This window comes from Carnobacterium sp. (genome assembly GCF_040274425.1).
Map to the genome: position 1 here is coordinate 1 of NZ_JBEMBC010000018.1, position 12,941 is coordinate 12,941.

The following is a 12,941-nucleotide window of genomic DNA, read 5'->3' on the forward strand; positions in this document are numbered from 1 at the left end:
AAAATCGAAATTTTTCCAGAGGCTGATGAAGTGAATTCAAGCGACATTAATCTTGGCGGTTTAGAAATGGGTATGTTTGATCGTGCAGTAAAAGATCCGGATATTGAAAAAATGGATATCCTGTATAGAGATAGTGAAAATTCAGATTCTGTAGACATTATTGCTAAAGAAACCGTTTATTTTCCTTATGAAGCAATTGATTCTGATCGAATTGATAATGCTTATCAAAGTTCATTTGTTTCTCAAGATAATGTGTTGTATATTGTCATTGATAAAGAAAAAACAGTAAAAGATATCTATAAAGACAAATTCTAAAAAAATAGTTGGTACTTAAATAACTCAAGATAAAATGGCTGAATTTCCATTTTTTCTTGAGCTTTTTTTGTTTTTTTTTAGGCTTCATAGTATGATGGTAAAGAAAATACTATGTCTAAAGAATTAGGTGAATAAATTGAACCATAAAGATACATATGCTGTAGTGGATATTGAAACAACAGGCGGTAATGTAACCAGTGGGGACCGTATGATTCAATTTGGTTGTGTCTTAATAGAAGACGATAAAATTGTTCATCGTTTCGCAACAATGATTAACCCTTTAACCAATATCCCAAAACAAATAGAGCATTTGACGGGTCTTTCGAATAAATCAGTTGCCTTAGCACCATATTTTGAAGATGTTGCAGCAACCATTTATAATTTATTGGAAGATTGCATTATCGTCGCGCACAATATCCAATTTGACTATATTTTTCTTTCAGGAGAATTGCAGCGTTGTGGGATGCCAGCATTGAAAAATAAAGGAATAGATACTGTTGAACTAGCACAAATTCTACTGCCTACTGAATCAAGTTACCGGCTAAATGATTTAGTTAGCAAATTTAATATTGAACACACTAATCCGCATCAAGCAGATAGCGATGCAGCAGTTACTGCAGAACTTTTTCTTGAATTAAAAAATAAATTAAAAGAACTCCCTTTAGTTACTGTAGAAAAAATGGTTGAAATTTCTGAGCATCTTACTATGGAAACGTCTTATTTTTTTGAAAATTTCTTAGCTGAGATGAAGCAAGAGCGATTACCGCTCTCTGAATCTATTATGATTAAAAATGGGTTAGCAATAATGATAAAGAAACCTGTTTTTGAACAAAAAGCTTACCGCGAAGTGGTAAGTTACCCAACAACTGTAGCGAAGAAGGAACAGTTGTTTCAGACGAAGCTGACAACTAGAAACCAACAAATCAAAATGATGGATGCAGTGTTTGACTATTTTACGACGAATGAAAAGAGTCATTTTGCAATTGAAGCTGCCACAGGAGTAGGTAAGACACTAGGCTATTTATTGCCGTTAGCTTATATTGCAACTGTTGAAGAACCAGTAGTCATTAGCACGTATACTACACTATTACAAAAGCAACTTTTAGAAAAAGACATTGTTCAGTTAAATACGATTTTGCCTTTTACGGTACAAGCAGCCATCTTAAAAAGCAAAAATCACTACATTCACTTAACGAAATTTCAAGAAGTATTAAGAGACCCTATAGAGCAAAAAGTAGAAGCCATTTATAAAATGAAGCTATTGACCTGGTTGACGGAGACGGAGACTGGAGACTTGGATGAGTTGAATTTAACCAATTACAACCATGTATTTTGGAGCAAAATTCGGCATCGTGGTTGGTTGACGAAACCGGAAGAAGATTTATGGCATAATGAAGATTTTTATTTGCATGCTCAACAAAAAGTCAACCATGCAAGTGTAATTATTACGAATCATTCTTTTTTATGTCATGATTTAAATCGTAAAGAAAAAGAGTTGCCAGCGATGAGTAAATTGATAATTGATGAAGCCCAGCATTTACCTGACGTAGCAACAGAAGCTTCCAGCGAAATTTTTGGGTATTACGGTATGCAGCAATTAATAAAACTCATCGGCCGTACATCTGATGAGAAGAGCTTTTTAGGCAGAGTAAGTCAACTCACTCAACAGCTTCCTGAAATGAACCGTTCTCATATAGAAAATATGGAATTGAACCTGCTTTCATTAGAGGATGAATTATCCGATTTTGTTCATCAACTACTTATGTATTGTAAAAACGCTACAGCCAATAAGCTTTATGAACAAGAACAGATAGATATTCAATTTAACAGAGAAACCAGCTGGAACTTGGCATTAAAAAAAGCGTCGAAAAAAGTTTTGACATTGATGAATGAAATCAATTATTTAGGACTTGAATTAGTCAATTATGGATTAAATGAAAAACACCAATTGACCCAAAGAGAACGCTACTTACTTGAAGATTTTTTTGACATTTTGACGAAATTTGAAAATCAAAAAGATATTTTTTATACTGTTTTTCAAAAAAATGAAGACAATGAAGTAACTTGGTTTTCATATAAAGAGAAAAGTTCTAAAAACACATTCACTATTAAGCGTTCAAAAGTAGACAGTAGTAAGTTCTTAAAAGAAAAATTGCTAGACCATACGCCCTTTATTTTGTATACAGGGGCTACGCTAGAAATTAACGGTTCGTTCAGTTATTTTGAAGCACAACTAGGAGAAGCACAGCTGAGGGAATTAATTATTGATTCTCCATATGATTATAAGGAGCAAGCCAGACTGTGGATTCCTAAAGAGCTTAAGCCCGTAAAGGCATTATCAAAGAAAGATTATGTCCAAATGATCGTAGAACAAATAGAAAATATTCTTGAACATTCAGTTGAAAATACAATGGTTTTATTTAATTCTTATGAGATGCTACAAGAAGTGTATTTTTCACTTCAACAAAAACCTTCAGCCTCTGGACGAGAGTTATTAGCACAAGGTTTTTCTGGCAGTCGGGAACGTATGTTGAAACGCTTTTTTAGGTCTACAGGTGGCATCCTCCTAGGAGCAGACAGTTTTTGGGAAGGTGTTGATTTGCCAGGAAAATCATTAAGTGTGATTGTCATTACTCGATTGCCATTTGAATCTCCAGATAGACCCTTTGTTAAAGCTAAACATCGCTATTTAGAACAAAAACATTTAAATCCATTTACAATCGACTCATTGCCAAAAGCAACTTTACGTTTAAAGCAAGGGCTAGGAAGATTAATTCGTTCTGAGAATGATAAAGGTATCATGATTGTATTGGATAATCGTTTGATCCAAACTAGTTATGGCAAACAGATTTTAGCTGCACTACCAAAAGAATTGCCGATCGAAGAAGTGCCAACAAAAAAAATCGGTGAAAAATTGCGTCATTTTTTAAGTGTTGATGAGAAAGAATTAAACTAAACGACTCATATTTATAATAGAAAGTTCAGTAAAAAGAATAATTTTCTGTTATAATAGACTATTAAAAGCAACAGATGAAAGAAGAACAAAAGAATAAACTAAAAGTAGGGATACTTATGAAAAAAGGAATACTGATCACTTCAGCAATTGTTATGAGTGTGATACTTGTCTGCTCAATTACCCTTTTGTTGATTAGTCAAGATCCAATAAAAAAAGCAGAAAAAGAGACGATTACCATTGCAAAAGAATCTGCTGGTCTAGTGAAAGCAACTGATTTTTATTGGTACAATCGTGATAAGACTTACTTTTCGGTTTCGGGATTGAACGAAGCTGATGAAGAAATTATGGTGATAGTAGCTAAAGATGGTGGAGACACAACGGTTTTGAATCAAGATGAATTTATTACCGAACAACAAGCTAAAGCATTAACACGCGAAGATAAAGGTGCAGTTGACATTCTGGAAGCTCGTATTGGTCTTGATGGTGAAACGCCTATTTGGGAGATTTCTTACAAACAAGAGAATGGAAGACTAGGTTATTATGTTTTGACAGCTAAATCCGGCGAATGGGTAAGCGATATTGAAAATATTTAAAGATTCTTAAAAAAGACCGTTATAGAATTGATTTTTCTTGTATAATAATCAAGGCAGTAAAAATAAGTAACCATCAAAATTTATTTAAAGGAGTTTTAACTGTGGAACATATTACAATTATGGAATCCAAAAATCATGTTGGAGAAGAAGTAGAGATCGGAGCTTGGGTAGCAAATAAACGTTCAAGTGGTAAGATCGCATTTTTACAATTACGTGATGGTTCTGGATTTTTTCAAGGAATCGTAGTAAAAAGTGAAGTTGAAGAAGAAGTTTTCCAATTAGCTAAATCATTGAATCAAGAAACTTCTATTCTATTAACAGGTATTATTCAAGAAGACACACGCTCAAAATTCGGTTATGAAATTGCCGTGAAATCAATCAAAGTGATCGGTGAAAGTCATGATTATCCTATTACTCCAAAAGAACATGGGACAGAATTTTTAATGGATCACCGTCATTTATGGCTACGTTCTTCAAAACAACATGCGATTATGCGTATTCGTAATGAAATTATTCGTGCTACTTATAATTTCTTCAATGAAGAAGGATTCATCAAAGTTGATCCACCAATCTTAACAGCAAATGCTGCGGAAGATTCAACAGAGTTATTCCATACAGAATATTTTGACCAAGAGGCTTTCCTTTCACAAAGTGGTCAATTATATATGGAAGCAGCTGCAATGGCATTTGGAAAAGTTTTTTCCTTTGGTCCTACTTTTAGAGCAGAAAAATCGAAGACTCGTCGTCATTTAATTGAATTTTGGATGATTGAACCTGAGATGGCCTTTATGGATCATGAGCAAAGTTTAGAAGTACAAGAAAAATATGTTGCTTATCTGATTCAAAGTGTTCTTGATAATTGTGATGATGCGTTAAACACATTAGAACGCGACAAAGAAACGTTGAAAAAATACACAGAATTGCCTTATCCAAGAATTTCTTATGATGATGCAGTAACTTTATTAAATGAAAATGGGTTTGACGATATTACTTGGGGAGATGATTTTGGATCGCCTCATGAAACTTTTATTGCAACTCAATACGACAAACCTGTCTTTATTTTAAATTATCCTAAAGCTATAAAAGCTTTCTATATGAAACCACATCCTGAAAGAGAAGATGTTGTGTTGTGTGCTGATTTAATTGCTCCTGAAGGATATGGAGAAATAGTTGGCGGAAGTGAACGTGAAGTTGATTTTGATGCGTTATCTCAACGGATTAAAGATTTTGGTCTAAAAGAAGAAGATTACGCATGGTATATGGATTTACGTAAATACGGCAGTGTTCCTCATTCAGGATTTGGATTAGGACTAGAACGTACGGTAACATGGATCTGTGGAACAGAGCATATTCGTGAGTCTATCCCGTTCCCACGCTTAATAAATCGTATTTACCCATAAAAAACGAGTACAGCAACTTGAGTCTTTCTAAGTTGCTGTTTTTTTAATCGTATAAGACAAAAAAGGCCCCTTTAATTGAGAACAATAAGGAGGATAGAACTCAATGAATAATCACTTATTACAAAAATGGCTAAAAGCAGGAAATACGACGATATCGAATGTCTTATTAACCCATTACAAAGATCTTGGTTTAAGCAGTGAACAATTGATTTTAGTTTTACAATTAAAATCATTTATTGATGCTGGAAATGATTTTCCAGACACGGAAGTTATTTCAAAACGAATGCAAATATCTTCTTCAGATGTCTTTCAAATGATTCATGAATTAATCAATAAAAAATTGATTATCATTGAAACAGAAAAAAATAATGAAGGAAAAACACGTGATAGTTACCGGTTGGATTTATTATGGGATAAGCTAGCTATGGTTATTTCCCAACAAGAAAACCAACAGCGTTTTGAAAAACAGCATTTATCTGAACAAGACTTATTTCAATTATTTGAAGCCGAATTCGGTAGACCTTTATCGCCAATAGAAATGCAGACGATAGGGATGTGGCTGGATGAAGATCATTACGCCATTGAATTAATTGAATTAGCTTTAAGAGAAGCTGTTTTAAATCAAGTATACAGTTTGAAATATGTCGATCGTATTTTACTGAATTGGGAAAGGAAAAATATTCGAACCAAAGATCAAGTTGAAAAAGAAGCAAGTCGTCGTAGAAAAGCAAGTACTAAAACGCAAACTTATTCAGTATCTAAAGAACCGACTACTAAAGTGCCATTGCACAATTGGTTAAATAATAACGAAAATCCTTAACAAGGGGTGAAGAGATGCTACCTAAAGAGCAAACAATTCAAATGATTGAGGCAATGGGAAATTTATTTCCTCATGCAACTTGCGAACTTGTTCATAAAAATGCTTTTGAATTATTGATCGCTGTTATGTTAAGTGCACAAACCACAGATGTTTCTGTAAATAAAATCACACCAGAACTGTTTCGTAGATATCCTACACCGGAAGCCTTTTTAGATGCACCCGTAGAAGTCATTATGGAACAATTAAAAACAATTGGCTTATACCGGAATAAAGCTAAATTTATTAAAGGGTGCTGCCGTAAATTAATTGATGAGTTTAATGGAACCGTCCCAGATAAAAGAAGCGAATTAGAATCTTTACCAGGTGTCGGTAGGAAAACAGCAAACGTTGTTCTGAGTGTGGCATTTAATCTTCCAGCGATTGCTGTTGATACGCATGTCGAGCGGGTTACAAAGAGATTAGGTATCTGCCCTCCAGAAGCCACTGTTCGTGAAGTGGAAGAGATATTGATGCAACAACTGCCAAAAGAACTTTGGAGCATTGCACATCATCGATTAATCTTTTTTGGACGCTATCAATGCACAGCAAGAAATCACGATCATGATATCTGTATTCAACTGTTGAAAGAAAATAAACCTGCAAAAGTACAATAAAAAAGGCAAGAAGACGTGTATCGTTTTAGATACGCCTCTTCTTGCTTTTTTTATAGGCTTTAAAGTAGATAGACTTTATTCTTCTGGAGCGATATTGCTTGGTTCAGAACTGCTGCTCGATGAAGAACTTTCAGGTGGAGTACTGCTGCTTTCTTCAGAACTGCTGCTCGATGAAGAACTTTCAGGTGGAGTACTGCTGCTTTCTTCAGAGCTGCTGCTCGATGAAGAACTTTCGCTGCTCTCTTCCTCAGGTTCTTCCTCTACAGGAGTTTCTTCCTCTTTTTTAGGAGGGATGAGAACACTTGTTGAGGCGGCAGGACCTGTTTGATCGCCAGCCTGAACAGCGAGTGTAATAGAGATTTCACCTTCAGGAGGAGTCTGTAAAATATAAGAAAGATCATTGGTCGAATAGGACTCAGATCCTATAGTTAACAGATAGGATATATCTTTTTCGGAATAGGCATTCCATTTAATCGATAGAGCATCTGCTTCTTCATCATAGGTAGCTGTTAAGCCTTCTGGTGCATTTAATTCGATTTCTTCTTCACTTTCTTCTTCAGAGCTATCAACGGCTACTGCAGTTGGCTCAGTTCCTTTAACAAATAATTCTGTAACGATTTTGTCTGAAGGAGTCTTAGGACCAGCAAGTTTTGCAGGCATTGATCCTTTTTCAACAGCTACTTCAACAACTGAACTTGGTTTTGTCCAGTCACTGGATTCAACGGATTCCGAAACGTAGGACATTAATGCTTGATAAATTTGTTGAGGCAACAAGCGTTCACTACCTACATTATCGATTGAGTCAAAGTAGTTATCTTTACCGACCCAAACAGATAAGGCATAATTTGTTGTGTAACCTGTGTACCATTTATCTGGCACACCGTTTTTTTGAATGTTGTGTTCAATTTTTTCATCTGCAGTATAATTTGTCGTACCAGTTTTTCCTGCTTGAGGAATACCATTCAAGCCCACTCTAGAAGAATTATTACTAGCGACATCTTTTAACATATCTGTGATCATATAAGCTGTTGATTCTTCCATAGCTTTATTTGATTCAGGTTTCAAGCTGATTTCTTCACCATCATCTAAAATGATTTTTGAAACCGTGTAAGGTTCAGTGTACGTTCCACCATTAGCAAATGCAGCATATGCCCCAGATAGATCAACAGGATTAATGATTCCATTGAACCCATTAGATTCAACTAAACCATCTGCTTGACTATTTAAAGTCGAGGTATCAATTCCAATATTTGTCAAAAATTCATCTACTTGACTTTTTGGTACATCATTATAAATCTTAGTAGTAGGCACATTACGTGAATCGACTAAAGATCTACGCAAACTAATTTGACCTTCATAATTTCCATCATAATTATTAACAGGAGAACCATCTTTAAAACTGTAAGGTTCATCTACTACCTGTTCGTAAGTAGAGTAGTTTAGATACTCTATAGCGGGACCATAAGCTGATAAAGGCTTGATGTTCGATCCAACACTTCGTTTTAACTCCGTAGCATAATTTGTTCCTAATTGGACTTCTTGATCCCGTGCGCCACCTAAAGCTTTTAATTGCCCTGTGTTAACATCCACTAAAGAAATACCAGTTTGAATGTCTTCATCTTCAATAAGGACGTATTCATCAGAATTTACAATATCATAAAGGCGTTGTTGTGCATCCATATCTAGATTAGTGTGAATCGTTAATCCAGATGTGTAAGGGTCTAAATTTGTTTTTCTTTCAACTTCAGCAAGGACTTCTTTGACATAAGGATCGAAAACAAGATTATTTGTTTCTTCTCCAGAGTGGTCTACTAAACTTTCTGTAACATCAACAGATTTAGCTTCTTGAGCCTCTGAAGCGGTAATTGCTTCATTTTCTACCATCATATCTAGCACTAAGTTGCGTCGTTTTGTGGCATCTTCTGGATTGGTGATTGGGTTATATGCATTTGGAGCTTGTGGCATTCCAGCAAGTAATGCTGCTTCTGGCAAGGTTAATTCAGCTAACGGTTTACCAAAATAATAGTCACTGGCCGTTCCCATTCCATATTGATTGTCTGACATATAGACTTTATTAATATAAAAAGTTAGAATTTGTTCTTTTGAATAATCTTGTTCCAACTGAAGAGATAGCCAAGCTTCTTGTGCTTTTCGTTTTAACGTTTGATCTTCAGCGCCCGTTGAGAAAACAGAAAGCTTAATCAATTGTTGCGTAATCGTGCTGCCACCTTCTGAAGCAAACCCATCCGTAACATTCGCAACTACTGCTCCTGCAATGCGGATAGGATCAATACCGATGTGGGTATAAAAGCGTTGATCCTCAATGGAGATGATCGCGTCTTTTAGAACTTTGGGGACATCATTTTCTGATACCAGTTCACGATTTTCTCCTCCAAGAGTTAAAAATTCATTTCCTTCTGAATCCAACAATGTTGAAGAAACAGTATCGGTTAAATTATTCTCTGTGACATCAGGTGCAGAGGATACGTAATAAGCAAATAATCCCATACCACCGATTAAAACAGCAGCAATCAGAATCAGTATTCCAATAAGTATTTTTTTCCAAAGGGGAGAAGAAGTTTTCTTTCCTTTTTTACCCTTTTTTTTGTGTTTTGATTTTTGCGTTTGTTTTTTTGACACTCGTGACATTTCTTTTTTTTCTGACATGTTAAATCTACTCCTTAATTCTCTAATTTAATAAGAGAATAAACTATTTCTTTTTTTATGAACTAGCGTTTATTCTATGGCTAATTTATTCACGTTTTCTAGCTTAGTAATTAGCTGTTCCACGACTTTTAAATAGGGGATGCGCGGCGAGAGTTCATAATACATTTCATATCCGCTTTTTTCAAGTTCTTTTAATGGAATCGATTTTCTCCCATCCTGTTTTTGATTGTTCCAATACTCAATCAAATGGTCTGCTTCCAATAAAAAAAGACGCTCACTTGTAGTAAAACGCATGATGACAAAACAAATAGCTTGTTGTTCGATGCATTGCTGCATATGAACGATTTGATGTTCATGAAAATTTTTCAAAGGAAAAGAAAGTTTATTTTTTGTTTCTTTTGCTTCGAAATCCAGATAATAACCTTGATAAACCCCGTTGTAGTCGGTTGTAGATGCTTGTCTAAAGTATGCTTCTTTAATTACAGCTGCACTTCTTTTAGGGTAATCTACTTTTACAATTTGAATAGGGGTGGGCTTTTTGTGGATAACCGCAGTTCCTTTTGCTAAATAATACTGATTGCTCGCATTAATATCATCTTCTAAAGACATACCTCGCTTACTGAATGAAGTCACCTGTTTGTTTAGTTGCTTTTTTGGTGGAACTTTGTCACTATGGATATAGGTTTTGCCATTAGGATATCGTATAGCCAAATGAAATCACACTCCTAAGGTTCATTATATCAAAGAACTGCCTTTAAAGAAAAGGAGAATCAAATGAGTTTATGAGAAACTTATATATTAGCGGATATCGTACATTCGAACTAGGTGTATTTAAGGATGATGATCCGAAAGTAGCAGTAATAAAAAAATGTTTAAAACAAGAAATCAGTCAGTTTATTGAAGAAGGAATTGAATGGGTTCTAACGAGTGCGCAGTTTGGCACAGAACAATGGGCTATTGAAGTTGTGGATGAATTAAAAAAGGAATATCCAAACATCAAAGTTGGTATTATTTTTCCATTTCTAGAGTTTGGTTCAAATTGGAATGAAAAGAACCAAAGTAAGTTGATGGAGTTGAAAAAAATAGCAGACTATGTTGAAGCTACTTCTCATAAAACGTATCAAGATCCATCTCAATTAAAGAACCATCAAGCATTTTTATTAGATCATTGTCAAGCAGCGCTATTGGTATATGACCCTGAATTTGAAGGGAAAACTAAATTTGTCTATCAAGCAATAAAAAAGAAACAAGAAACAACGGAATTCGAATTGCGATTAATAGATGTTGACCAATTACAAAATAGTAGTATTGAAGAAGAGTACTAATTGAGTAATTTAATTTTATGAAACTAAGTCTTTTTAGTAGTTTATTTTTGCAAGAGTAATATAAATGTAAAAATAAGTTTTTATTTCTCATAATCTTTGTTATAATGAGAAATAAGAACAATGTTTTGTTAGAAGATGAAGCAAACAAAGAGGTGTAAACATGGCAAATAGATCATTAACAACAAAGGATATTCTTCAAAAAGAATTTAAAACAAATATGCGCGGTTACAGCCCAACTGAGGTAGATGAATACTTAGATGAAGTGATTCGTGATTATGAATCCTACAATAAAGAAATTACTCAATTAAAAGCTGAAAATGATCGTTTATTAAGTAAAATTGATGAGTTAACAAAACAAGCTTCAATTGGCAAACCTAGTTATTCTTCTCAACCGAATAATACGGTAACTAATTTTGATATCCTAAAACGTCTATCTAATTTAGAACGTCATGTATTTGGATCAAAGTTAGATGAAACAGAAGATGAACTTTAATCAGTCTATTCTTTAAAATGAATCAAAAATGATTCACACGTAAAAACATTTGTAAATTTCGGGTAATTGCGGTTTAGCTTGACTAAACTGAGGAAAGTCCATGCTCGCACAAGCTGCGATGCTTGTAGTGTTCGTGCCTGGCGAAATCATAAGCCAGGGCCTTCATCTAGTATGAAGAGACGGCAGAAAAAAAAGCTAAGGTTTAGACTATGCTTGAGTATTCTTGAAAGTGCCACAGTGACGAAGCAATACGGGAAACGGTATTGGTGGAACGCGGTAAACCCCTCGAGCGAGCAACCCAAACTTTGGTAGGGGCACTTTTCCTAGGGAATTGAACCGATGGAAGAGGCAGTAATTGCAGACAGATAATTACCTCCGGATAAAACAGACCTGACTTTTTATCTGAGACAGAACATGGCTTACAGAAATTTACAGATTCAGGTATAGAACCCTCCTTTTTGGAGGGTTTTATATTTATATAAAGAATATATAAAGAAATTGAAAAGAATTGGAGAAATTAATGATATGAAAAAATTTCAACTTGTTGCAACAGCAGCCAGCGGAATAGAAGCTTTAGTAGGAAAAGAAATCAAAGCATTAGGTTATGATTGCCAAGTAGAGAACGGTAAAGTCTTTTTTGAAGGAACTGAAAAAGATATAGCTAAAACAAATCTTTGGTTAAGAACGGCTGATCGTGTCAAAATTATTGTTGGTGAATTTGACGCCTACGAGTTTGATGAATTGTTTGAAAAAACAAAAGCATTGCCTTGGGAAGATTTATTGCCAATGGATGCTCATTTTCCTGTAGCTGGAAAATCTATAAAATCAAAATTGTACAGCGTATCGGATTGTCAAGCGATTGTAAAAAAAGCAATCGTTAACCGTTTGAGCGAAGTTTATCATCGTAATACTCGACTACCTGAAACGGGTGCTTTGTATCAGCTTGAGGTAGCCTTATTAAAAGATAAAGTTACATTAACCTTGGATACAACTGGTCCAAGTTTATTCAAACGTGGATACCGTTCTGCTAAAGGTGGAGCACCGTTAAAAGAAAATATGGCTGCTGCTCTAGTTCAATTGACTAATTGGCGTAAAGACCGCCCTTTCTATGATCCTGTTTGTGGTTCAGGAACGATCGTCATCGAAGCTGCATTGATTGGACATAATATTGCACCTGGTATTAATCGCTCATTTAGTTGCGAAGAGTGGGAATGGTTTGATCAAAGCGTTTTTGAAGAAGTACGTACGGAAGCTGAAGCTGCAGTAGATCATGACATTGAACTGGATATTATGGGTTCGGATATCGATGGCACTATGATTGAAATTGCAAAAGAAAATGCAAATGAAGCTGGAGTAGGCAGCAGCATTACATTCAAACAAATGCAGGTAGCTGATTTTACGACAGAAAAAGAATACGGTGTGATCTTGGCTAATCCTCCATATGGAGAACGATTAGGTGAAGAAAATGAAGTTCACTACTTGTACAAACAAATGGGACAGGTCTATCGTCCGTTAAAAACATGGAGCAAATACATTATTACAAGCGATTTAGCTTTTGAAACCTTCTATGGTGAAAGAGCTACTAAGAAGCGTAAATTGTATAATGGAGCTTTAAGAACGGACTTATTCCAATTTTGGGGCGAACGTCCTCCTAGAGCACCTCGTGCATAAGTGAAATAAGAATAAAAAAACTAACTCTTATAAGAAAAGTTTCTTTCT

11 protein-coding genes and 1 other RNA gene are annotated in these 12,941 nt (G+C 35.0%); 10 read left to right on the plus strand and 2 right to left on the minus strand.

Features of this window, described 5'->3' with window-relative positions; translation table 11 throughout:
• From ABS911_RS05390 to nth, 6 genes are all read left to right on the plus strand, one after another.
• A partial coding sequence (locus tag ABS911_RS05390) for a hypothetical protein (RefSeq protein WP_350466669.1) occupies nucleotides 1–315 on the plus strand: 315 nt, incomplete at its 5' end.
• 127 nt (nucleotides 316–442) lie between these two features.
• Entirely contained in the window at nucleotides 443–3,271 is a 2,829-nt protein-coding gene (gene dinG / locus ABS911_RS05395; protein ID WP_350466670.1) for an ATP-dependent DNA helicase DinG, read from the plus strand.
• 116 nt (nucleotides 3,272–3,387) lie between these two features.
• Nucleotides 3,388–3,864: a cell wall elongation regulator TseB-like domain-containing protein gene (locus ABS911_RS05400; RefSeq protein WP_350466671.1), complete on the plus strand. Its 477-nt coding sequence runs from the start codon at nucleotides 3,388–3,390 to the stop codon at nucleotides 3,862–3,864.
• 119 nt (nucleotides 3,865–3,983) lie between these two features.
• Nucleotides 3,984–5,264, plus strand: a complete 1,281-nt coding sequence (gene asnS / locus ABS911_RS05405) for an asparagine--tRNA ligase (protein ID WP_502880506.1) — start codon at nucleotides 3,984–3,986, stop codon at nucleotides 5,262–5,264.
• Nucleotides 5,265–5,367: 103 nt separating this feature from the next.
• On the plus strand, nucleotides 5,368–6,084 hold the full coding sequence (locus ABS911_RS05410; protein ID WP_350466673.1) for a DnaD domain protein: 717 nt from the start codon (nucleotides 5,368–5,370) through the stop codon (nucleotides 6,082–6,084).
• 14 nt (nucleotides 6,085–6,098) lie between these two features.
• Nucleotides 6,099–6,737, plus strand: a complete 639-nt coding sequence (gene nth / locus ABS911_RS05415; protein WP_350466674.1) for an endonuclease III — start codon at nucleotides 6,099–6,101, stop codon at nucleotides 6,735–6,737.
• A gap of 75 nt (nucleotides 6,738–6,812) precedes the next feature.
• Here nth and ABS911_RS05420 read toward each other — a convergent pair whose 3' ends face one another.
• Nucleotides 6,813–9,404, minus strand: coding sequence for a transglycosylase domain-containing protein (locus ABS911_RS05420; RefSeq protein ID WP_502880504.1), 2,592 nt, complete (start codon nucleotides 9,402–9,404; stop codon nucleotides 6,813–6,815).
• Nucleotides 9,405–9,473: 69 nt separating this feature from the next.
• The gene (gene recU, locus ABS911_RS05430; protein ID WP_350466677.1) at nucleotides 9,474–10,115 is read right to left on the minus strand and encodes a Holliday junction resolvase RecU; all 642 of its coding nucleotides are present in this window, start codon (nucleotides 10,113–10,115) and stop codon (nucleotides 9,474–9,476) included.
• A 71-nt stretch (nucleotides 10,116–10,186) separates the two neighbouring features.
• Between recU and ABS911_RS05435 the strand changes: the two genes are divergently transcribed.
• From ABS911_RS05435 to ABS911_RS05450, 4 genes are all read left to right on the plus strand, one after another.
• Nucleotides 10,187–10,729 carry an SLOG family protein gene (locus ABS911_RS05435; protein WP_350466678.1) on the plus strand — a complete coding sequence of 181 codons (543 nt, stop codon included), beginning with the start codon at nucleotides 10,187–10,189 and terminating at the stop codon, nucleotides 10,727–10,729.
• A 160-nt stretch (nucleotides 10,730–10,889) separates the two neighbouring features.
• Nucleotides 10,890–11,222 carry a cell division regulator GpsB gene (gene gpsB, locus ABS911_RS05440; RefSeq protein WP_089974938.1) on the plus strand — a complete coding sequence of 111 codons (333 nt, stop codon included), beginning with the start codon at nucleotides 10,890–10,892 and terminating at the stop codon, nucleotides 11,220–11,222.
• 54 nt (nucleotides 11,223–11,276) lie between these two features.
• Nucleotides 11,277–11,649: RNase P RNA component class B (gene rnpB, locus ABS911_RS05445), an RNA gene on the plus strand.
• A 98-nt stretch (nucleotides 11,650–11,747) separates the two neighbouring features.
• Nucleotides 11,748–12,893, plus strand: coding sequence for a THUMP domain-containing class I SAM-dependent RNA methyltransferase (locus tag ABS911_RS05450; protein WP_502880505.1), 1,146 nt, complete (start codon nucleotides 11,748–11,750; stop codon nucleotides 12,891–12,893).
• The last annotated feature ends 48 nt before the right edge of the window (nucleotides 12,894–12,941 follow it).

Coding starts and splice junctions, on each gene's coding strand:
- asnS (WP_502880506.1), top strand. CDS start 3,984: ATGGAATCCAAAAATCATGTTGGAGAAGAAGTAGAGATCGGAGCTTGG.
- ABS911_RS05410 (WP_350466673.1), top strand. CDS start 5,368: ATGAATAATCACTTATTACAAAAATGGCTAAAAGCAGGAAATACGACG.
- gpsB (WP_089974938.1), top strand. CDS start 10,890: ATGGCAAATAGATCATTAACAACAAAGGATATTCTTCAAAAAGAATTT.
- ABS911_RS05420 (WP_502880504.1), bottom strand. CDS start 9,404: ATGTCAGAAAAAAAAGAAATGTCACGAGTGTCAAAAAAACAAACGCAA.
- ABS911_RS05435 (WP_350466678.1), top strand. CDS start 10,187: ATGAGAAACTTATATATTAGCGGATATCGTACATTCGAACTAGGTGTA.
- nth (WP_350466674.1), top strand. CDS start 6,099: ATGCTACCTAAAGAGCAAACAATTCAAATGATTGAGGCAATGGGAAAT.
- ABS911_RS05450 (WP_502880505.1), top strand. CDS start 11,748: ATGAAAAAATTTCAACTTGTTGCAACAGCAGCCAGCGGAATAGAAGCT.
- ABS911_RS05400 (WP_350466671.1), top strand. CDS start 3,388: ATGAAAAAAGGAATACTGATCACTTCAGCAATTGTTATGAGTGTGATA.